Origin of the sequence: Croceitalea sp. MTPC5 (genome assembly GCF_036985505.1) — a bacterium.
Classification (GTDB): domain Bacteria; phylum Bacteroidota; class Bacteroidia; order Flavobacteriales; family Flavobacteriaceae; genus Croceitalea.
On sequence record NZ_BTGQ01000008.1, the window covers coordinates 24,820 to 46,108 of the forward strand.

The 21,289-nt window shown below is 38.9% G+C and carries 20 protein-coding genes; 14 read left to right on the top strand and 6 right to left on the bottom strand.

From position 1 onward, the window contains the following. The first annotated feature begins 316 nt into the window (after positions 1-316). Both AACM45_RS19280 and AACM45_RS19285 read left to right on the top strand, forming a co-directional pair. A complete protein-coding gene (locus AACM45_RS19280; protein WP_339144745.1) occupies positions 317-976 on the top strand; it encodes a TetR family transcriptional regulator C-terminal domain-containing protein in 660 nt (219 codons plus the stop codon). A gap of 13 nt (positions 977-989) precedes the next feature. Continuing rightward, complete coding sequence (locus AACM45_RS19285; protein WP_339144747.1) at positions 990-2,300, top strand: ABC1 kinase family protein; 1,311 nt, start codon at positions 990-992, stop codon at positions 2,298-2,300. Between the two features lie 3 nt (positions 2,301-2,303). On the opposite strand, the gene AACM45_RS19290 is transcribed toward AACM45_RS19285, so the two are convergent. After that, positions 2,304-4,748, bottom strand: a complete 2,445-nt coding sequence (locus tag AACM45_RS19290) for a S9 family peptidase (protein ID WP_339144748.1) — start codon at positions 4,746-4,748, stop codon at positions 2,304-2,306. Between the two features lie 197 nt (positions 4,749-4,945). On the opposite strand from AACM45_RS19290, the gene AACM45_RS19295 reads away from it, so the two are divergent. The 7 genes from AACM45_RS19295 to AACM45_RS19325 all read left to right on the top strand — a co-directional run bounded on the left by AACM45_RS19295 (position 4,946) and on the right by AACM45_RS19325 (position 11,829). Continuing rightward, the gene (locus AACM45_RS19295) at positions 4,946-5,953 is read left to right on the top strand and encodes a 3-oxoacyl-ACP synthase III family protein (RefSeq protein ID WP_339144749.1); all 1,008 of its coding nucleotides are present in this window, start codon (positions 4,946-4,948) and stop codon (positions 5,951-5,953) included. Between the two features lie 559 nt (positions 5,954-6,512). Continuing rightward, on the top strand, positions 6,513-6,872 hold the full coding sequence (locus tag AACM45_RS19300) for a CoA-binding protein (RefSeq protein WP_339144750.1): 360 nt from the start codon (positions 6,513-6,515) through the stop codon (positions 6,870-6,872). Between the two features lie 247 nt (positions 6,873-7,119). Continuing rightward, on the top strand, positions 7,120-7,905 hold the full coding sequence (mazG, locus tag AACM45_RS19305; protein ID WP_339144751.1) for a nucleoside triphosphate pyrophosphohydrolase: 786 nt from the start codon (positions 7,120-7,122) through the stop codon (positions 7,903-7,905). A gap of 43 nt (positions 7,906-7,948) precedes the next feature. After that, positions 7,949-9,331, top strand: coding sequence for an MATE family efflux transporter (locus tag AACM45_RS19310; protein WP_339144752.1), 1,383 nt, complete (start codon positions 7,949-7,951; stop codon positions 9,329-9,331). Between the two features lie 36 nt (positions 9,332-9,367). Further along, on the top strand, positions 9,368-9,595 hold the full coding sequence (locus tag AACM45_RS19315) for a hypothetical protein (RefSeq protein WP_339144753.1): 228 nt from the start codon (positions 9,368-9,370) through the stop codon (positions 9,593-9,595). 3 nt (positions 9,596-9,598) lie between these two features. Further along, positions 9,599-10,174, top strand: coding sequence for a phosphatase PAP2 family protein (locus AACM45_RS19320; RefSeq protein ID WP_339144754.1), 576 nt, complete (start codon positions 9,599-9,601; stop codon positions 10,172-10,174). Next, entirely contained in the window at positions 10,171-11,829 is a 1,659-nt protein-coding gene (locus tag AACM45_RS19325; RefSeq protein WP_339144755.1) for an ArnT family glycosyltransferase, read from the top strand. The genes AACM45_RS19320 and AACM45_RS19325 overlap by 4 nt, the downstream gene beginning before the upstream one ends. Here AACM45_RS19325 and AACM45_RS19330 read toward each other — a convergent pair. The 3 genes from AACM45_RS19330 to meaB form a co-directional block, all read right to left on the bottom strand. Beyond that, on the bottom strand, positions 11,823-12,701 hold the full coding sequence (locus AACM45_RS19330) for a lysylphosphatidylglycerol synthase transmembrane domain-containing protein (RefSeq protein WP_339144756.1): 879 nt from the start codon (positions 12,699-12,701) through the stop codon (positions 11,823-11,825). The two genes, AACM45_RS19325 and AACM45_RS19330, sit on opposite strands and share 7 nt — an antisense overlap. Then, positions 12,682-13,644, bottom strand: coding sequence for a glycosyltransferase family 2 protein (locus AACM45_RS19335; protein ID WP_339144758.1), 963 nt, complete (start codon positions 13,642-13,644; stop codon positions 12,682-12,684). Before AACM45_RS19335 ends, AACM45_RS19330 begins: the two co-directional genes overlap by 20 nt. Positions 13,645-13,732: 88 nt before the next feature. Next, the gene (meaB, locus tag AACM45_RS19340; protein WP_339144760.1) at positions 13,733-14,767 is read right to left on the bottom strand and encodes a methylmalonyl Co-A mutase-associated GTPase MeaB; all 1,035 of its coding nucleotides are present in this window, start codon (positions 14,765-14,767) and stop codon (positions 13,733-13,735) included. Positions 14,768-15,042: 275 nt separating this feature from the next. Between meaB and AACM45_RS19345 the strand changes: the two genes are divergently transcribed. From AACM45_RS19345 to AACM45_RS19355, 3 genes are read left to right on the top strand one after another with little or no spacing between them, the layout of a single operon-like run. Next, a complete protein-coding gene (locus AACM45_RS19345) occupies positions 15,043-15,585 on the top strand; it encodes an RNA polymerase sigma factor (RefSeq protein WP_339144761.1) in 543 nt (180 codons plus the stop codon). Beyond that, positions 15,569-16,165 carry a hypothetical protein gene (locus AACM45_RS19350; protein ID WP_339144762.1) on the top strand — a complete coding sequence of 199 codons (597 nt, stop codon included), beginning with the start codon at positions 15,569-15,571 and terminating at the stop codon, positions 16,163-16,165. The genes AACM45_RS19345 and AACM45_RS19350 overlap by 17 nt, the downstream gene beginning before the upstream one ends. Then, positions 16,137-17,627 (top strand): hypothetical protein, encoded by a 1,491-nt coding sequence (locus tag AACM45_RS19355; protein WP_339144764.1) that lies wholly within the window; start codon positions 16,137-16,139, stop codon positions 17,625-17,627. The genes AACM45_RS19350 and AACM45_RS19355 overlap by 29 nt, the downstream gene beginning before the upstream one ends. 45 nt (positions 17,628-17,672) lie before the next feature. Here AACM45_RS19355 and msrA read toward each other — a convergent pair whose 3' ends face one another. Next, positions 17,673-18,356, bottom strand: coding sequence for a peptide-methionine (S)-S-oxide reductase MsrA (gene msrA, locus AACM45_RS19360; RefSeq protein ID WP_339144765.1), 684 nt, complete (start codon positions 18,354-18,356; stop codon positions 17,673-17,675). A gap of 83 nt (positions 18,357-18,439) precedes the next feature. Between msrA and AACM45_RS19365 the strand changes: the two genes are divergently transcribed. Both AACM45_RS19365 and AACM45_RS19370 read left to right on the top strand, forming a co-directional pair. Beyond that, the gene (locus AACM45_RS19365; protein ID WP_339144766.1) at positions 18,440-19,117 is read left to right on the top strand and encodes a peptidoglycan DD-metalloendopeptidase family protein; all 678 of its coding nucleotides are present in this window, start codon (positions 18,440-18,442) and stop codon (positions 19,115-19,117) included. Between the two features lie 293 nt (positions 19,118-19,410). Further along, positions 19,411-19,653, top strand: a complete 243-nt coding sequence (locus AACM45_RS19370) for a hypothetical protein (RefSeq protein ID WP_339144768.1) — start codon at positions 19,411-19,413, stop codon at positions 19,651-19,653. Positions 19,654-19,662: 9 nt separating this feature from the next. Here AACM45_RS19370 and AACM45_RS19375 read toward each other — a convergent pair whose 3' ends face one another. After that, positions 19,663-21,246, bottom strand: a complete 1,584-nt coding sequence (locus tag AACM45_RS19375; protein WP_339144769.1) for an amidohydrolase family protein — start codon at positions 21,244-21,246, stop codon at positions 19,663-19,665. Positions 21,247-21,289: the final 43 nt, after the last annotated feature.

Here is a 21,289-nt window from a genome sequence, read left to right on the forward strand (position 1 = left end):
TACCAAAAAAAGTACCAAGAGACATTGAGGTGACAAACTGACATTTTTACGGTCTTCATCGGTCGAATTGAAAAATTAACATTTTTTTTGTTTAAAAAATTCTTTTTATAATTAAACAATACTTACTTTTGGTATGGTTGTGGTAAACTAATTGCTATGAAAAAGAATTAGAACTACAAGTTTGTTTATTTATTGGTTAGGTTGTTGAAAACGCGCTACTACTTGGAAGCGCGTTTTCTTTTTACTGATGAATTTGTAAATGCATTAACATCAAAATAGTTTGATAAATCGTATTTTTGATTAAACAGAATATACAATGGCAGCAAAAACGAGTACGACGAAGATTTCAAAAGGGATTATTATAGGTTGGTATATGGATTTTGTTTTGGAACATGAAACACGTCCTAAATCCATTTACAAGTTTTGTAAACAGAACAAGATAAAGGAAGAGGATTTTTATAGGTTTTTTGGATCTTTTGAATCGTTGCAAAAAGAAATATGGAACAGTTTCTATGCCAACACCATGGACTTATTGCAAAAAAATAAGGAATATGCAGGTTTTAGCAACAAAGATAAAATGCTATCATTTTTCTATACCTTTTTTGAGATACTGACCTTAAATAGAAGTTATGTGCTCTTTACCCTTGATAGCAATAGAAAGATGCTTGATAAAATGGGGGAGCTAAAAGGTTTAAGAAGTCATTTCAAAGACTACACTACGGAATTGATTGAAGAGGCAAATGCGGGTAAGACCATAAGGTTGACACAACGAAATCCACTTTTCTTTTCAGAGGGGGCTTGGATCCAATTTTTATTTCTTTTAAAGTTTTGGATGGACGATACTTCTGCTGGTTTTGAAAAAACCGATTTGGCCATCGAGAAATCGGTCACGACGAATTTTGATGTGTTCGACAATACACCCTTGGATAGCCTTATTGATTTCGGGAAATTCCTATACAAAGAAAATTTTGCCTAACCTATAAATATATATGAAGACACTCGATAGAATACCAACGGGGAAGATTGAACGGGCCAGTAAGTTGGTTAAGACAGGGGTTAAGATCGGGGGTAATTATGCTAAATATTATGGCAAGAAGTTAGTCAATCCTGATTTGGGGAAAGACGAATTGAATGAGGACAACGCCAGTGACATTTACGATGGTCTTAAAAGTTTGAAGGGCAGTGCCCTTAAGGTTGCCCAAATGCTCAGCATGGAAAAGAACCTGCTGCCCAATGCCTATGTTGAAAAATTTTCATTGTCACAGTTTTCCGTACCGCCATTATCGGCTCCCCTGGTACGGAAAACTTTTAAAAAATACTTAGGAAAATATCCCGAAGAGGTATTCGACACTTTTGAACAAGATTCTGTTAATGCCGCCAGTATTGGTCAGGTACACAAGGCCACAAAAGATGGTAGAAATTTGGCCGTTAAGATTCAATATCCTGGTGTTGCCGATAGTATAGGTAGTGATTTGGCCATCGTAAAGCCAATTGCTATCCGTATGTTCAACTTACAGGGCAAAGACTCTGATAAATATTTTAAAGAGGTAGAAAATAAACTGGTAGAAGAAACCGATTATCTTCTTGAACTTCAGCAAAGTAAAGAGATTACCGAGGCTTGCTCAGTAATACCCAATATCGAATTCCCAAAATATTACAAAGACCTTTCCAGCGAACGTATCATAACAATGGATTGGATGAAAGGGCTTCATCTTGGTGAATTTTCAAAAACGGATTTTTCAAAAGAAAAGGGCGATAAGCTAGGTCAAGCACTATGGGATTTTTATATGTTCCAAATACATGGTTTGAGAAAGGTCCATGCCGATCCCCATCCTGGTAATTTTTTGGTGAGCGACAACGACACGTTGATTGCCATAGATTTTGGATGTATTAAGGAGATACCCGATGAGTTTTATATTCCTTATTTTGAATTGGCCGAAAAGAACAACATCAATAATGAAAAGGTATTTACTGAAAAGTTGTACGAATTAGAGATTTTGACACTAACCGATTCCAAGAAGGAGCTTGATTTTTTTACCGAACTCTTTAAAGAACTACTGACTTTGTTTACCTCACCATTTAATGAGGATACCTTCGATTTTGGGGATGACGGGTTTTGGTCTAAAATAGCCAATCTAAGTGAACGCTACTCAAAAGATGAGCAAATTCGAAAGATGAACGGTAACCGGGGCTCCAAACATTTCTTGTATATGAACCGCACCTTTTTTGGCCTTTATAATCTGTTACATGATTTAAAGGCTACCGTCGAGGTAAATAATTTTAAGCGGTATCTAGACTAGCTGTCAATCTTTCACGCCGGGTTTGGGTATATCAAGCGATTCTGATCGCTTCACATATTTTTCAAGCCATTGGTCTTGTTCCCATAGTAAGTGAAGAATACTCTCTTTCGCCCGGTAACCGTGGCTCTCCTTTGGTAGCATCACCAATCTAACCGTTGCACCTAAACCCTTCAGTGCGTTAAAGTAGCGCTCGCTTTGCATGGGGTAGGTACCTGAATTGTTATCAGCCTCTCCGTGGACCAATAATAAGGGGGTTTTCATTTTATCGGCATGCATAAAGGGAGACATGGTATAATATACTTCTGGGGCCTCCCAATAATTTCTTTCCTCGCTTTGAAAACCGAATGGCGTCAAAGTTCGATTGTATGCACCACTTCTTGCAATTCCCGCTGCAAAAAGGTTTGAATGCGATAAAAGGTTAGCGACCATAAATGCCCCATAACTATGTCCGCCGACCGCTACTTTTTTACGATTTATATAACCCAGTTTATCTACAGCATCTATAGCCGCTTTTCCATTGGCTACAAGCTGTTTTCTAAAAGAATCATTTGGCTCTTCGTCACCTTCACCAATAATAGGGAATGCGGCATCATCTAAAACGACATATCCCTTGGTAACCCAATAAATTGGTGAACCCCAAAAAGGATAGGTGAATTCATTGGGGTTTTGTGTGTTTTGAGATGCACTGTTCTTGTCTTTGTACTCTCTTGGATATGCCCATAGGATCATTGGTTTCTTTTCTTTTTTTTCTTTATCGTAACCAACGGGAAGATAAAGGGTGCCAGTAAGTTCTAGACCGTCATCCCTTTTGTAGGTAATAACCTCTTTATGGACGTTCTGTATACTTTTGAAGGGATTTTCAAAATTGGTCAATTGAATGGCAGCCTTGTCTTTTCTTAAGGTCTTATAAAAGTAATTTGGATATTCACTAGGGGATTCAATTCTTACTAAAAGTTCATCTTTGTTTACATCATAAGAGATGAGGTTTTCTTTTTTCCCTTCTAGCTGAGAAGTATATAATCGTTCCTTTTTTAAAGATTTCAAGTTCATTTTATCAGCAAAGGGAAATTGCCCGTTTTCTGTATATCCGTCACCGAGAAGGTAGCCGTAATCGTTGTCAAGCGCAAGAACATATTCGCCATTTTTATTTCGTTCAGTCACGAAATCTCCCGGGTCACTATATACATCCTGATAATTTCTATCGGCAATTATCACGGGTTTTATGGCATTATCTGATGGATTGAACACATAACTTTTGGTATTTCTATTGTTCCACCAGTAATCATGGGCAATTGCCAAATCATCGTCGCCCCATTGTATGTAACTATACCTGTTCTGGGTCTTTAAAAGCATTTTCGCTTTTCCGTTGAAAGGGGCATCCAACTGAAAAATGGCATCACGAAACGGCACTTCATTCTCTGGGTCTCCTTCATCCAATGCTTCGGCATAAACCAGGGAGGCAGGTTTGTCAGTTCGCCAGCTGATGGAACGCATACCCATTCTCACAGACATGAATCCTTTTGGTAGATCTTCAATAAGCGGTACTTCAAGCAGGGTAGTTACCAAAGTGCCACTTCTGTCATAAACCGTTGTGGTTGATGGAAAGCGGTAATATGGCACCAAATATGAGAAGGGGCGATCTATAGTCACCGCCATGACATAATTTCCGTCAGGTGAAAAACTGATATCGCCATACATAGCCGTCTCTTTCCATCTGGTTGTGGTACCGTCAAGATTTACTTTATGAAGTTCAGAACGCGCAAGTTGTTCAAAGTTAAATTCATCATTCGGATTTTTCAATAAATCTTGATAGGTTCGATTTTGTGCTTTTTTACCATCGTTAGACGATATTGTCGGCCCGACCGGAACGGCTTCTGAAACGTTGATAAGGGGCTTTCTATCTGACGGCAACATCTTCACCAAGATGGATTTTCCATCTTTGAACCAATTGATGACGTCGCGCATATTCGCATTTACGTTTGCACTGGTTAGTTTGGTTACTTGGGCATCTTTAATATCCAATACCCAGACTTCTACCCCATCTTTTGTGGTATTGGTGACTGCTATTTTAGACTGGTCAGGGGACCATTTGAAATTGGCAAGTCGCGAACCTTCAGGAAGGCCAATTACCTGTTCGGCATCTTCTTCGCCAATACGCTTGATCTTTATGTTGTTGTAGTAATTGGTTCTACTTCCAATATTTGTTTTCGGATTGATACGTAACCCCGCCAGGCGCAATTCTTTTTCAGACAGCTCTGCGATACTTTTGTAATAATCACGATATAAAAGCACCATATATTTTCCATCAGCAGTCAAGAGTACTGAAGGGGCCAATGGGGCTTCCACCAATTCCAGTATTTCATTTGAAGGTTTTTGGTAGGTAAGGTTTTCTTGTGCGATACCAATAAAACTCAGTAAAAACGTAAACAATGGTATGGTATATTTCATGGATGGGCTTTTAAGGATTTCACCAAAATTAAAAATACGATAATTGCTGTTCAAGGCAATGGGGATAAGCTCTTTAATAAGGTTTTTTATTTCGGTCGTTTTGGTATTATTCCTTATTTCTTTAGACTACCAATATATTTTTTTACTTTTCAATAAAATAGATACTTGTCTTGTACGAGTAACAAACCTCATACCGTATGTATAATTCAAAAATTACCGGACTCGGCTATTATGTGCCTGAAAATGTGGTGACCAATAATGATTTATCAAAAGTCATGGATACCAGTGATGAATGGATTCAAGAACGCACAGGAATCAAGGAGCGAAGACATGTGAGTACCGAAGAGGATACTACGACCTCCATGGGTGTTGCAGCGGCAAAAATCGCTATCGAAAGAGCTGGCATCGACAAAGACGACATCGATTTTATCGTCTTTGCCACATTGAGCCCCGATTATTACTTTCCTGGCCCAGGGGTACTGGTGCAACGTGATCTAGGTATAAAAACAGTGGGTGCTTTAGACGTTCGAAACCAATGTTCAGGATTTGTTTATGGTATTTCGGTGGCCGATCAATATATTAAAAGCGGAATGTACAAAAATGTATTGGTCATTGGATCAGAGGTACATTCGAGGGGTCTGGATATGACGACCCGGGGTAGGGGGGTTTCCGTAATCTTTGGAGATGGTGCCGGCGCTGCGGTATTGAGTAGGGAAGAGGATAATTCCAAGGGTGTACTGTCTACCCATTTACATTCTGAAGGACAACATGCAGAAGAATTATCATTGATTGCTCCTGGTATGGGCAAACGCTGGGTCACCGATATTATTGAAGACAATGACCCTAATGATGAATCTTACTTTCCCTATATGAACGGACAATTTGTCTTTAAGAATGCTGTTGTACGTTTTAGCGAGGTCATTATGGAAGGACTTCAAAAAAATGGTCTTAAACCTACTGATATTAATATGTTGGTGCCGCATCAGGCCAACTTACGTATTTCACAGTTTGTACAAAAGAAGTTCGGATTATCAGGGGAACAGGTGTATAACAATATTATGAAATACGGTAACACCACGGCTGCATCCATACCAATTGCTTTAACCGAAGCATGGGAGGCAGGAAAGGTAAAAGAAGACGATGTGGTGGTTTTAGCCGCTTTTGGTAGCGGCTTTACCTGGGGTAGCGTAATCATTAAATGGTAAAAACAACCCTGATCTTCAAAATGAATTTCAGGGTGTTGTCGACTTTTTAGAAAAGGGCTAACCAACCAATTGCCCTAATTTTAAAAGTCAAATACAATACGATAGCCAGACTGAAGTATTGCCATTATTTTCTTTGGTGTTTTTATACCAAAGCAATAAGTTATCTAAATTTTCAAGATGTCCAGGTTATCTGTTTTTTAGGCAGCTCCCTCCCTTAGGTGATTATTAAAATTGGAATTGTTCTTCTTCATAGCCGTTCAGTTTTGATTGATGTCACTAACTAGACGATATGATATGGGGCGATGTTACAAAAAGATGATTTTTTTAACATTTCCCTCTGATTAAAAGGTAATTCTGAATCAAGGGTTCCTAAAAAAAGTAAACCCTGAGCTTCTTTGCAGAAGTCAGGGTTCATGTCATTGATAAGCCATACTAAACACTAACCATTAACTATAAAAATACAGTCTTACCAATGCTAAATTTTTTTCTTGTTCATTAAAGACGCCATTTTTTCACAATTGTTACGACTTTTATAGTAGTTTAACACATAAATTAACATATGCCGACTACCCTTGTTTTTGGAGCATCCTTAAAACCAAATAGATACAGTAATTTGGTAGTAAAACGTTTATTAGAGCATAATATAACTACAGTTGCCTTTGGCTTAAGGCCTGGTTTGATTGATTCAGTGCAAATTAAGACTAATTTAGATGAACTACCAAAAGTTGACATTGTAACGTTGTATTTGGGTGCTGAACGGCAAAAGCAGTACTATGAAAGTATAATTGGCCTGAAACCCAAAAAGGTCATTTTCAATCCGGGTACTGAGAATCCTGAGTTTTATGATATGCTTGCCATCAATGGTGTTGAAGTTGAAGTAGCTTGTACTTTGGTGCTTTTATCAACAGGGCAATATTGAAATAGTTCAAACCCCGATGGCAATGATAGGGAATGCTTTGATTTAATGATCTTTAGGGCTTAGGGGATTCTTTTCGTTGGTAACGTTTAAAAAAGTTGCCCTTTACGGTTTTTTCGGGTTCTGCGCCCGATGGCATAAACTACTACTTACCGGTATTATGACTTCGTTGATAACTGTTTGTTTTCTTTTGTTTGAATGTCATATTGATTCCTCATGACTTTGTAGCTTTGGCGTAGAATTTTTAAGGATGAACAGTAGAGCTGATCAATTAAAGGCATTTGATAGGTTGTTGACCATAATGGATGAGCTACGGGCCCAGTGCCCTTGGGATAAAAAGCAAACCATGAAGACGCTTCGCCACCTTACCATAGAGGAGACTTATGAACTTGGGGATGCGATATTGGACAATGATTTGAATGAGGTCAAAAAAGAATTGGGAGATGTATTGTTGCACATTGTTTTCTATGCCAAAATCGGTTCTGAAACCAACAATTTTGATATCGCCGATGTTGCCAACGAGATTTGTGACAAGTTAATTAATAGGCATCCTCATATTTATGGGGATGTTCAAGTCGAAAATGAGCAAGATGTACAGCGTAATTGGGAAAACATAAAACTCAAAGAGGGAAAAAAAAGTGTGTTGGAGGGAGTACCTAATAGCTTGCCCGCTTTGGTAAAAGCCAATCGTATTCAAGAGAAGGTAGCAGGTGTGGGATTTGATTGGGAAAAACCGGAACAGGTGTTTGAAAAATTGCAAGAGGAATTGGCCGAGTTTCAAGAAGAAATCAGGATGAACAATCAGCAGAAAATGGAAGAAGAGTTTGGTGACGTATTATTTTCGATGGTCAATTATGCGCGTTTTCTCAATATCAACCCTGAAAACTCCCTTGAATTAACCAACAAAAAGTTTATTGGTCGCTTTCAATTTTTAGAAAGAAGAGCAAAAGAGTTGGGCAAAACACTTAAAGAAATGACATTGGCAGAGATGGATGTTTATTGGGAAGAAGCGAAGAATAGGGCTAAAGCGGAATGATAAAAAGTAAAATACAACTGAAGGTAACAATCCGATTTTTGGTTTGAAACAATACACGAAAGAGTTTTCATATAATTTAAAATTAGCCTACCCTGTTATATTGGGCATGCTTGGGCATACCTTTGTGGCTTTTGCTGACAATATCATGGTCGGCCAATTGGGTACGGCTGAGTTGGCTGCGGTTTCTTTGGGTAATAGTTTTGTATTCATTGCCATGTCATTGGGTATCGGTTTTTCTACGGCGATTACACCGTTGGTTGCAGAGGCTGATGGTTCAGGTAATGAAGCAGATGGAAAAAGTGCCTTAAAACATGGTCTCGTGCTTTGTACTTTCTTAGGACTTTCCCTATTCGTAATAATTTTACTTTGCAAACCATTGATGTATGCGATGAAGCAACCTGATGAGGTAGTACGACTGGCCATTCCCTATTTAGAATTGGTGGCATTTTCGTTGGTACCCTTAATTATCTTTCAGGCTTTCAAGCAATTTTCTGAGGGACTCTCACAAACCAAATACCCCATGTATGCCACGATAATTGCGAATATCGTAAATGTGGTACTGAATTATCTTTTGATTTTCGGCTCTTTTGGTTTCCCGAAACTAGGTATTGTTGGCGCTGCGATAGGTACGTTAGCGGCCCGTTTTATCATGGTTTTTTATATCTGGTTTTTACTGAAGCGAAAAGAAAAATTCCAAACTTATGTAACGGGTTTCAACTTTAAAAAAATAGAGAGGAAGGTCATTCGAAAAATTGTCGGTTTGGGTTTTCCATCCGCCCTACAAATGTTTTTTGAAGTCGCCATATTCACCGCTGCCATTTGGTTGAGCGGTGTGTTGGGTAAAAATGCACAGGCCGCGAATCAAATAGCACTCAATTTAAGTAGTATGACCTTTATGGTCGGTATGGGGTTAAGTGTTGCCGCGATGGTGAGGGTGGGCAATCAAAAAGGATTGCAGGATTTTAAGGAACTTAGGCGAATCGCACAGTCCATTTTCTTTTTGACCCTATTACTTGAGGTGGTTTTCGCTGCCTTGTTTTTACTGGGGAGGCACTGGTTGCCTACGATTTACTTGGATGTTGATGATATTACGAATCAATTAGACAATACGGAAGTAATCATTATGGCATCACAATTATTGTTGGTGGCAGCCATTTTTCAGATTTCTGACGGTATTCAAGTAGTGGTACTGGGGGCACTTCGCGGACTTCAAGACGTTAAGATACCAACACTGATTACTTTTATCGCCTATTGGCTGATTGGTTTTCCTGTCAGTTATTTTTTAGGATTGTTCACGGAATTTAAAAGTACGGGTATTTGGATCGGACTGCTTCTAGGTTTGACCGCATCTGCCGTAATGTTGTATATTCGATTTAACTATCTGACCAAAAAACTAATTTCAAAATCAACCGCGTTACTACCTTAAAAATACGTTTGCTCATTTGAAATGAAAAATAAACCCATGGAATTACCTAAATTTTTACTCGGCGACAATACGGATTACCCTAATGGGATATATATTGTGCATACCGAGTTCCCTAGATTTGTCATTAACTTGGAAAATGATGAGTTGGAATGGCTTGAGGAATTTAGCAAAGAAGATCAAGTTGAATTGGAGGCCGAAACCGAAAATATGATCAATGCCGCTACGGCATTTTATGATCGTGAAGTTTCAAGATATGATGATTGATCTATGTTAGAGGAATTAATACAATGGGATAAAGCATTTTTTCTTTACTTGAATGGTCTAGGCACTGAAACCTGGGATGGCTTTTGGATGTATTTATCAAGAACCTTAAGTCTGGTTACCATTCCAATTTTTCTGCTGTTGCTCGTACTTTCTTATCGCACTTTTGGCTTAAAAAGAATGATTGTACTTGTTATTACGGTAACACTTTTAATTACCTGCACCGACCAGTTGTCCAACTTTTTCAAATACGGTTTTGGTAGGTTACGGCCTTGTTACGATAACGAAATCATTGATTTAATGCGACTGGTCAAAGGCTATTGCGGCGGTAAGTTCAGCTTTTTTTCAGCACATGCAGCGAATTCTTTTACCCTGGCTACTTTTTTTGTCTTCCTTCTAAAGCATAAGTATCGCATACTGGTCCCTTTTCTATTGCTTTGGGCATTTTTGGTCGGGTATAGCCGTATTTACATCGGGGTGCATTTTCCATTGGATGTTCTAACCGGCATTTTGGTGGGATTCCTTTTCGGTTGGGTCTTCTCGAAGTTATATATATTTGCAACTCTCAAAATTAGGGCATGATCTCTTCAGCAAGATATTGGGTTTTAATTGCTTTGATCGTTTTGGTATATATCGCCGGAATGTTTGTTACCCTCTTTGAGAATGATTCTGCACAATTCGCTGTAATGGCCATGCGGATGGTACAAGAAAATGATTTTATCAATCTCTTCAAAGGGCCAAATGAATACCTCGATAAGCCGCACATGCATTATTGGTTGGCCGCACTTTCCTTTAAAATCTTTGGTATTTATGATTGGACGTATCGTATTCCAGGTCTATTGGCCACGTTGTTAGGTGCTTACAGTTGTTATGGTTTAGGAAAACTACTCTATAACAACGATATCGGTCGATTCTCGGCATTGATTTTTATGACTTGCCAGACCATCGTACTCTCTGTAATAGATGTTCGAACCGATGCGGTACTTACGGGGTTCACTATTTTGGCGATATGGCAACTGGTGGCCTATATTGAGACGAATAGTCTGAAAAATATTGCAATCGGAGCTTTTGCGGCGGGAATTGCCTTTTCCACCAAAGGGCAAATAGCATTGCTCGTTATTGGGCTATGTATCTTATGCCATATGGCATATACGAGAAAGTGGAAACTTTTCTTGAGTTGGAAGGTTTTGGTTGCCGTATTGGTTTTTGCACTGGCCATCGCCCCAATGTTATATGCCTACTACCATCAGTTTGACCTATACCCCGAAAAGGTCATTCGCGGAAGAAGTAGTCGCAGTGGTATCTTTTTTATTTTTTGGGAACAAAGTTTCGAACGTTTGAGCGGTACGGGAATGGGTAAGAACAGTAGTGACTATTTTTTCTTTTTCCACACTTTTTTATGGGTATTCTTGCCTTGGACGGCATTGGCGTTAATTGCCTATTGGTGGCGGATGAAAAGCTTCGTCAAGTTGCGATTTCGATATAATCCAAAGTACGAATTTTTAACTCTAGGTGCCATTACCATTATCTTTTTTATCATCAGTTTTGCGCAATTCAAATTGCCACATTATATGAACATTATGATGCCTTTGTATGCCATTTTAACCGCATCTTATGCGCATAGCCTGTATCGATTTACAAAAGAGCGGGAAATCAAGATTTTACTGGGGATACAATACTTTATTTTAAGTCTGGTCTTTATATTTTCACTTTTGATCTGCTTCTATGTATTCAAATTTGAAAATTGGATAAGTTATGTGGTCTTAATGGTTTCACTACTTACCATTGCTTATTTCTGCTTAAAGCGCGAAGCGTATTACATGCGTATTATTACATTGTCGGTGTGTAGTTCATTACTCTTGAACGGTATTTTAAATACGCATTTTTATCCTTCTTTGTTGAATTACCAAGGTGGGTCTACTATGGCCGAAAAAGTAAGGGAGAAGGGTATATCGGTAGAAAATATCTATAAATTCTCAAATAGACATACCTGGGCCCTTGACTTTTACAATAAACGCCCCGTTCAAATAGCCTCTTTGGATGAGCTTTCTGAGAAAAAGGATTTCTGGGTATATTCCGATACCAATGGCCTAGAGCAGCTTAAGGCTTCCGGGTTTGATTGGGACGAACAAATTACGGTGGACCAATTTAGGATAACAAGACTTCAACTAAAGTTTTTGGAACCTTCTACAAGGGGAAAAAAATTGAACAAGATGCATTTAGTGCACATTTATTGATCTGCAATCACTTTAAGCCGTGGCTTGTAAAAGTGATGGTATATGCCAAACAAGGAAACCAGTGCTGTAATTAAAAAAAAGACCATGCTAATTGCAATGGAGCTATCTGCATTGAGTCCCAACCATTTGGCTCCATACAAAAAAGTAATTTCCCGACTTCCGATTCCCCCAATCGTTAAGGGAATCACTGAGACTATGGACGAAATCAAAAATACAAACAAGTAGGCTACCTCATTTAAGGTAATCGACAGGGCCCTAAGAATACAGACCACGGCTAATAGCTGGGTAGCCTGTAAAATACCCGAATATATAAAAGAGCCCCAAAAAGCCTTTAAAGTATATGAAAACCATATCTTGTTCAAGAACCAGAAGCCTGCAATACCGATGGGAATGGCCAGCCCTAAAAGCCAATTATAGCCTAAAAAAGTATTGTCTGGTAAAAAAATGGCTAATAGACAGGCATATATGAATATGAACAGCATTCCACTTAGACGATCTAGAAGTAAAACAGCCACGACTTTCTTCGTACCAGACCGGTATTTTTTCTGGATCACATAGCCCTTATAAGCATCACCACCAATTCCGCCAGGTAAGAAAAGGTTATAGAACATCCCTAAAAGATATAACTTCAAATTACTTATCTGGGTCAATTGAACCCCAATGGAATGAAAGTAAAGGTTCAGCCGAAGAGCATTTAAAACCTTCGAAATAATGAAAAGCAAAATTGCCAAGATGAGGTACCCAGCTTTAGCACGTTTCAGCACCTCAAGTACGTCTGAAAAATTTATCTTGGTAAAAATAAAATAGGTAAGGGCTACGCTGACTATTATTTTTAGTGCCGTAGTACCTATTTTACGCTGTTTGTCCGTCACCTATGGTAATTTTTTTGATTCGATAGGGGCGTTTTGATTGCGATTCATAATAGGTTCTAATCAGCAATTCCATTACGATACCAATGGTAAATAGTTGGATGCCCCCTAAAATTAACATCATACCGAAAATCAAGAGTGGCCTTGTCCCAATATCCTCGCCAAAACCAAACTTTACAACAAGCAGGTACATTTCAATCAAGGTCCCTAGAATCATTAAGAACACCCCAAAAATACCAAAGAGGTGAATGGGCCGCTGAAAGTATTTACGTATGAAGAGCAGTAACATCATATCGGCAACAACTTTGAAAACCCGTTCCAAACCATATTTTGAAACGCCTGCATTGCGTGCATGGTGTTTGACCGGCACTTGTTTGATTTGAGCACCTTCCAGAAATGCCAAAAGTGTTATAAACCGATGCATTTCACCATATAGGTTGAGGCCTTTGGCAATTTCTTTGGTGAAAACCTTCAGTGCACAACCATTATCCTTAATATCCAATTTGGTTACCCTACGCACCAAAAAGTTAGCAATTTTCGAAGGAATCTTTTTTACCAGCGAGTCTTTTCTTTTTTGCCGAATACCCGTAATCAGGTCATATTCGCCCTCTTCGGCATACTCCAACATTTTAGGAATGTCTGATGGGTCATTCTGCAGATCACCATCCATGGTAATGATATAATCCCCAGTGGCATAATCTATGCCCGCAGCCAGTGCCAGACTCTGGCCGTAATTTTTTTTGAGCTCAATCAAATGCACTTTATCATCGTCCATTTTTTTTATAACCTGTCGCGTATCATCTGTTGAAAAATCATCTACGTAAATGATTTGGTAGTCATATCCGTTAAGGCTTTCATGAATTTTTTCAGTCAACAGTGTCACATTGTCCTCTTCGTTATAAAGGGGAACTACGATGGATAGAAAAGCGTTGGTTACAATTTGCATATATAGACGTATAAAACGTGGCAAATTTAGGCTTTTAATTACAACTGAAATATGCCCAATAAATGTGGCGTCCCCATTTGATAGTACCCTATTTTCTGGCGTTTATCAATTTGTTCGCAGCGGCGAAAGGAGAAATTTTGTTAAGTTCCACTTCAGGTAACAACTTTTTTAATAATTGTTTCGTGTCACTATCTTGATAAAATTGTTGCTTCAACAGTTCCTCAACGGTTTGTAAGAACCAGTTTTTATTTTGCTCAGAACGGTTCTTTTCAAAATAGGAGTTTTGTTGGGTGGTTTTGACAAACTCTAAGATCATATTCCATATGGCTTCAATGCCCTTATTTTCTAGCGCCGAACAACTCAATACCTGAGGGGCCCAACCATTGGGTTTAGGTGGGTATAAATGTAGGGCCCTGCTGAATTCAGTTTGCGCCAATTTCACGTTTTTCAAATTGTTTCCGTCCGCTTTATTGATCACTATGGCATCGGCCATTTCCATAATACCTCGTTTTATACCTTGAAGTTCATCGCCTGCCCCCGCCAATTTCAATAGTAAAAAGAAATCTACCATACTATGCACAACCGTTTCGCTTTGCCCCACGCCAACCGTTTCGATTAAAATAGTTTCGTAACCTGCAGCTTCGCAAAGAATAATGGTTTCACGGGTTTTTCTGGTCACACCACCAAGGGAATCACTTGCTGGTGAAGGTCTTATAAAAGCACTCGCATTCTTGGCCAAAGACTCCATGCGGGTCTTATCACCCAAAATACTTCCTTTTGTGAATGAACTTGACGGGTCTACGGCTAAAACGGCTACTTTTTTACCCAATTTTGTCAAATGTGATCCAAAAGATTCAATGAAAGTGCTTTTCCCTACACCAGGTACCCCCGTAATACCTATTCGTACACTATTTCCGGCATACCTTAAACATCGTGTAATTAATTCTTCAGACTTTTTTAGATGGCTGACCTTGGTACTTTCTATGAGTGTAATGGCTTGCCCCAAGGCAGATTTATCCCCCTTAAGAAGTCCGTCGAGCAACCCTTGTACGGATAGGTCCTTTTTTCTAAGGGTTTTTAACCGTTTGGTCGTAAAATCTTTTTTATTTTCTTCTTTCTTCAAGACAAATTCTAATACAGGAACTACTAAAATAAAGTATTCAAACCACTTATATCATCGCTTTACATTTCTTATGTACGAATCGATATGGAATGCAAGAACTACTATTTATTGGATTTAAATTTCGATAAATCAAAATGTTGTTGGCTATTTCAGTTTTATTTTGACAAAAAATGACTTTTTTGCCACATCTAATTTTTTCATTCGTCTTTTAAAAGAATTCGGTCATAAAGTATGATACGTAATTCAAAACAACCAAAACAGAACTACAACTAACCATGTTGCATTCAGAACTGGTAGCGCGGTGTAAGGCCAACGACCGAAAAGCACAATTAAAGCTTTATAAGCATTATTGTGAAGGTATGTTCTGTGTTGCCATGCGGTTTTTGAAAAATGTTGATGATGCTGAAGACGTGTTGCAAGAATCTTTTATCAAGGCCTTTCAAAAAATGGAACAATATAAAGGCGAAGTGACTTTTGGGGCATGGTTGAAACGAATAGTAGTCAATGGAAGTATTGATTTCTTAAAATCAAAGCGGGAAAGGACTGTTGCGTTGGATGAGGGCTATATGCACGTGACGGATGATGATAATTGGGAGGTTGATGAAGGAATTGGTTTAGAAGAGGTTAAAAATGCGATAGTATCATTATCGGATAAATACAAATATGTAGTGCAGCTTTTTTTGGTTGAAGGTTACGATCATAGTGAAATAGCCGAAATTTTGAATATCTCTGAAACGGCTTCCAGAACCCGTCTGTTGCGGGGAAAAGGACAACTAAAAGAGTTGCTAAAAACATTGAATTATGGCGCAAGATCTTAGAGAATTGTTTAAAGAACAACGAGAGAAAGAAAAATTCACCATGAGCCAAGGGCATGAAGATCGCTTTCTAGCCCGATTACAAGATGAACTTCCTCTAGACAAGAAGTCAAACCCTTGGCATTGGCTGTCTTTAGCCGCTTCAGTGTTGGTTTTGTTGGGGGTTGGGGCTTATTTCTTTTTGAACGATGAAGAAAAATCAAATACCCCAATAAAGACAACCGAGGTTGCAAGTCAAAATAAGGAAAAAGATGTAAAAGGGATTTCATTGGGAGACCTTTCACCCGAATTACAAAAAGTGGAAAACTACTATGTCGCCAATATCAATTTAGCGTTGTCAAATTTGGAGATTTCCGCTGAAAATAAAGAATTAGTAGATGGCTTTTTAGAACGTTTGAAGGAGCTCGATGAAGAGTATAAAAACCTGAATATAGAACTGAATGAATTGGGGCCAAATGATCAGACCATTGAGGCCTCTATAAGAAACCTGCAATTGCGATTGCAATTAATGCAAAAATTAAAATCAAAATTAGATCAATTAAAATCATCAAAAAATGAACAAGAAGCAGCAACTGTTATGTAATGTGCTGGTTGCCGTTGTATTCTGTACAACGGCGGCATTTGCGCAGAAAAAATCAAAAACCTATCAAGAAACCTTTAATGTCGCAGGTGATGCGGTATTGGAAATCAATACCTCACATACCGATATTGAATTTGAGACTTGGGATAAGAACCAGGTTGAAATTGTGGCCACGGTCGTATTGGAAGAGGCCACTGATGAAGAAGCCAAGGAGTATTTTGAAAGCGAACCCTTTAAAATTTTGGGTAACAGTAAAGAAATTAAGATAAGTAGCTCAAAAAGAAATTCTTGGGCATATGGAATCCATGGCGGTGACTTTGGTGTACAGAGTTTATTATCTAGTGGACATCTCGGCGTAGAAAGTTTGTTGTCTGATGTCGAGCCTTTATTTCATGATATTGAGATCCCTGAACTTCCCGAAATTGCTGAGTTCCCCGAGGTGTTTGTGAATCCACCATTTCCGCCACTAAATTTTAAGGAGTTTGATTACGATGCTTACGAAAAGGATGGCGATAAATATTTAAAGCAATGGACAAAGGAGTTCAGAAAAAACTTCAACGAAGAGTATAAAGAGCGCTTTGAAGAATGGGGTGAAGCGTATCAAGAACGTTCTCAAGAAAGAGCGGAACGAATGGAAAAAAGGGCGAAAGAAATGGAAGAAAGGGCCGCAGAGCGTGAAAAGCAGCTTCAAGAACGAATGGAAGTACAAGAACAACGTAGAAAGGAAATTCAAGAAAGGCGCCAAGAAATTCAAAAGAAGGAAAGACTATTGCGAAAAGACCGTTCGGTAATTCGATTCCCAAAAAATGATGGCTCCAACATTTTTTATTTTTCGTCAGATGGGGAGTCTAAAAAATATAAAGTCAAAAAAAGCATCAAAATTAAATTGCCCAAATCAACACGTATCAAAATGGATGTGAAACATGGTGAAGTAAAATTGGCTGCAACCACCAAGAATATCAATGCAAGCTTGCGTTACGCAAGCTTGTTAGCTTCAACCATTGAAGGTGATAAAACCGCTATCAATGCATCTTATACCCCGGTTGTGGTACAAAAATGGAATTTTGGCCGGTTAAGGGCCGATTATGCTGAGCACGTAAGTTTAAAACAGGTTGGGGATTTAAAATTGAATGCGGTGTCTTCAAATGTGATTATCGACAGGCTTAATGATAGGGCGGTAGTCACTTATGATTTCGGTGAATTGGTCATTAATTCCATTTCTGATAAATTCAGCGATATCGATGTTTCTGTCGTAAGCGGGGATTTTCGTTGTAAAGTACCTCAAACCGCCTCATCATTTTACTTGAATGGTACCAGTTCGAAAATCGCCTACCCATCAGAATTGATAATGGACAAAAGTAGGGGCGGTGAAACCGTAATTTACAAAGGCCATAAGATCGATAACCATTCAGGCAAGCTAATCAGCGTAAATTCAAAATACGGAGAGGTCGTTCTTGAAAACTAGCCTTACCTACCCGTTAAGAAAGCTTATACCCAAAAAAGCCTACTTTTAATGCACTCCTTCCTTCAAATAACCTGGAAAATTCTCTTTGAATCGATTCAATCTTGGTACTGAAACCGCTCGAATATAAGACTGGTTCGGATTTTTGCGTTCAAAATCTTGATGGTACTCCTCAGCTTTCCAAAACTTTTCAAATTCAACGACCTGTGTTACGATAGGCGCATCATAAAGCCCTTTTGATTCCAACAATTTAATATAATCACGAATGATCTTTTCTTCCTCACTGTTTTCATAAAATGCAATGGAACGGTAATGAGCCCCTCTATCCGGGCCTTGTCGATTCAAGGCCGTAGGATCATGTGAACCAAAGAATACCTGAACCAATTCTTGAAAAGAAATTACTTCAGGGTCATAATATACTTCAACTGATTCAGCATGGCCAGTCTTACCATAGGCCACCTGCTCATAAGTCGGGTTCTGTTCACTACCACCTGAATACCCAGATACGACCTCTTTAACCCCTTTTACACTTTCATAGATTGCTTCAACACACCAAAAACAACCACTTGCAAAATATGCCGTTTCGTATTCTTGAAGTTCAGATGAAGAAAGTATGGCTTTTTCTATAGGGGTATTTTGCGCAATGTTTTTATCATCAGATTTTACTTTTGCCTGGCAACTAAAAAAGAAGAGTACCAAAGCGATTATACTTATATTTTTAGCTATTTTCATTGTATTTTTTTCGAATTAGTAGCATCAAGATACAAAGTATTACAACGCGAGAAGTTAAAAAATGTTAAGCTTGTTTTTATAAAATGAATTGGAACTATTTATTGGAAAACCAGAAAGGACCAGTGCCCATTCTTGATGATGCTATTCCTTTTTCTCGATATGTTCCTATTGACTTGTCGATATCAAATAGGCAATTGACCACAATTGATATTTCGAGACCCTTGGAATGTCAAAAGTATATTGATAGTGTCTTAAAAGATACTAATGGTCAGATCGCTTTTGGGGGCTATCTTGAAAAACGAAATCTGTATAAAAGCGCCAAACGTTTCTCTGGCGATGAAGTACGGGACATCCACCTCGGTGTTGATTTTTGGTGCCAAGCGGGTACTACCGTTGTAGTTCCCCTTGATGGTAAAGTGCACAGTTTTCAAAACAACGCGGATTTAGGCAATTACGGGCCTACCATTATCCTAGAGCATTTTATAGAAGGGCATACTTTATATTCCCTATATGGTCATTTGTCCCTAGAATCGTTGAAAGGTTTATATGAAGGAAAGGCCTTTGTAAAGGGAGAAGTGCTTGCCACCCTAGGTGAAACCACTATAAATGTCAATTATGCGCCCCACCTCCATTTTCAGTTAATTCTTGATTTAGGTGATTTCAATGGTGATTACCCAGGAGTTTGTTCTCAAAACGAATTGGGATTCTATAAAAAGAACTGCCCAGATCCAAACTTGCTTCTTGGTTTTTCGCTAGAGTGAGCAATAGACTATTTGTAAAATCGCCATTTCAGGTATTACTCGGATTTTTTTGCTAAGCCGACCAAATCAAAAATCGGAAAATAGTTCTTCTTTTTACTTGATTAAAATAGTTTGATATCGATAAAATGCATCTTGTTTCGATGTGTTGTTCATCGAGGTGAAAACCGTTGTCGATGGTTTTTTACCGTTTATCCAAGCTTTTGTTTTTTACCGATGAATTCTTGTGATAAAACGAGTTATCTCTTGTCTGCATTGACCTCAGGGTACCTTTACAAAGTAAAACAACCCAAGTCATGAAAGCAGTTTTAACCTTTGTCGCAGTAATTTTCTTCTCAACAGCAATTTTCGCAAACAGTACTTCAAAAGAAATTAAAGTTGCTGCCAAAACAGTATCAGTTGAGTTGAACGTCACATTAAATCAAACTACGATACTTAAATCTGAAACTAAGGTTGCCAGACTTTATAAATTCAAAAATTCTAGGATTAAAAAGGCATTGGCTTTTAAGACGAAAAGAAACAAAGCTAAAATGGCATAATGATAACCTTCACTTTTCTACCCCTGGTTGTTTTATGGTGTAGCTCTGTTTTTCTTTTTGTTTCGCTACTGTTGCTTTTACGTCTTTTAAGAGCCCCTTCGAATCAAAAATAATTCCGTCTTTGATGGTGTATTTCACACCACCGACCCGAACGACCTCATTATCTTCGGTCAGTTTTACGGCACCCGTTCCATAAAGTACTTTAAGGTTTTTTAAAGGATTTTCTTCTACGATCACAAAATCAGCGAGTTTGCCGACTTCTACAGTTCCTATCTTGGTATCCATACCTAAAGCTTCAGCACCATTTAAAGTTGCCGAACGGATAACTTCTAAAGGATGGAAACCAGCTTCTCGCAACAACTCCATTTCACGGATATAGGCAAAACCATACAATTGAAAGATAAAGCCTGAATCTGAACCTGTAGTTACACGCCCACCTCGGTTTTTATATTCGTTCACGAATGTCATCCATAGTTTGTAGTTTTCGCGCCAAGCTACTTCTTGCTCCGTGCCCCAGTCATGCCAATACGAACCATGGCTGATTTTGCTAGGTTGGTAGAACTCCCAAAGTGACGGTAAGGTGTAGTCTTCGTGCCATTCTGCCCTTCGTGCCCGCTGTAGGTCCCTGCTGGCTTCATATATATTGAAAGTCGGGTCTAGGGTAAAATCCAAACTTATCAATTCGTTCATGACCTTGTTCCAATGCTCTGAATATGGTTTTGCTGCCTGTTTCCATAATCTGCCCGCTTCTTCAAAGCGGTCTTGCTCATTTTGATAATTATAATCAAGCGGATAGTCTTGTACGGTTCTATCTTCAAATAGGGCTTCGGGCAATCCATACCAATGTTCCATGCTGGTTAGGCCTGCTCTTGCAGAATGCAATACATTCCAACGTGCAACATCCAATTGGGCATGGTGACAGGCAGAGCGCAAGCCCAGTTTTTTGTTCTCGTCAAGGGCCGCAGCCATAATTTCTGGTGCGGCCCCAAAGAATTTGATGCCATCGGCACCACGTTCCGCATTGGCACGAACCCATTTACGGGCCTGTTCTGGGGTACTGATTGGTGCATCATTCAGCGGATTAAAACTCCCTGAGCTCTGCCCAAATCCCGTATAGGCAAAAACACGGGGTGCTATAATCTCATTCTTTTCGCTTTTGCGTTTTAGATCTAAGGCCCAATCTATACCACGACCGCTGGGCTCCCGCACCGAAGTAATACCATGTGCCATCCATAGTTTAAAGACGTAGTCATAATCGGCCCCTTGTGCCACGCCACCGATATGACCGTGCATATCAATGAAACCTGGCAGTAAGAACATACCGGAACAATCCAATTCTTTACCACCTTCTTTTAACTTTGGTCGTTTAGCTTCATTAATAGCTACCCCGGGGTAGCCAACCACCTGAATTTTGACAATTTTATTATTTTCCACTACAATATCTATAGGTCCCCTTGGTGGGGCCCCATTTCCGTTGATAAGGGTAACCCCTCTAATGATAAGTTGTTCAAAGGGTCCTTCACTCAGCTTTTCTTGGGAAAAGCCAATTTGGATTAGTGTTAGTGCCAGAATTAAGGCGAATAGTTTTTTCATTGGATTAGTGGTTTTGTTCATCCCTATGTCTCAAATCTTATTT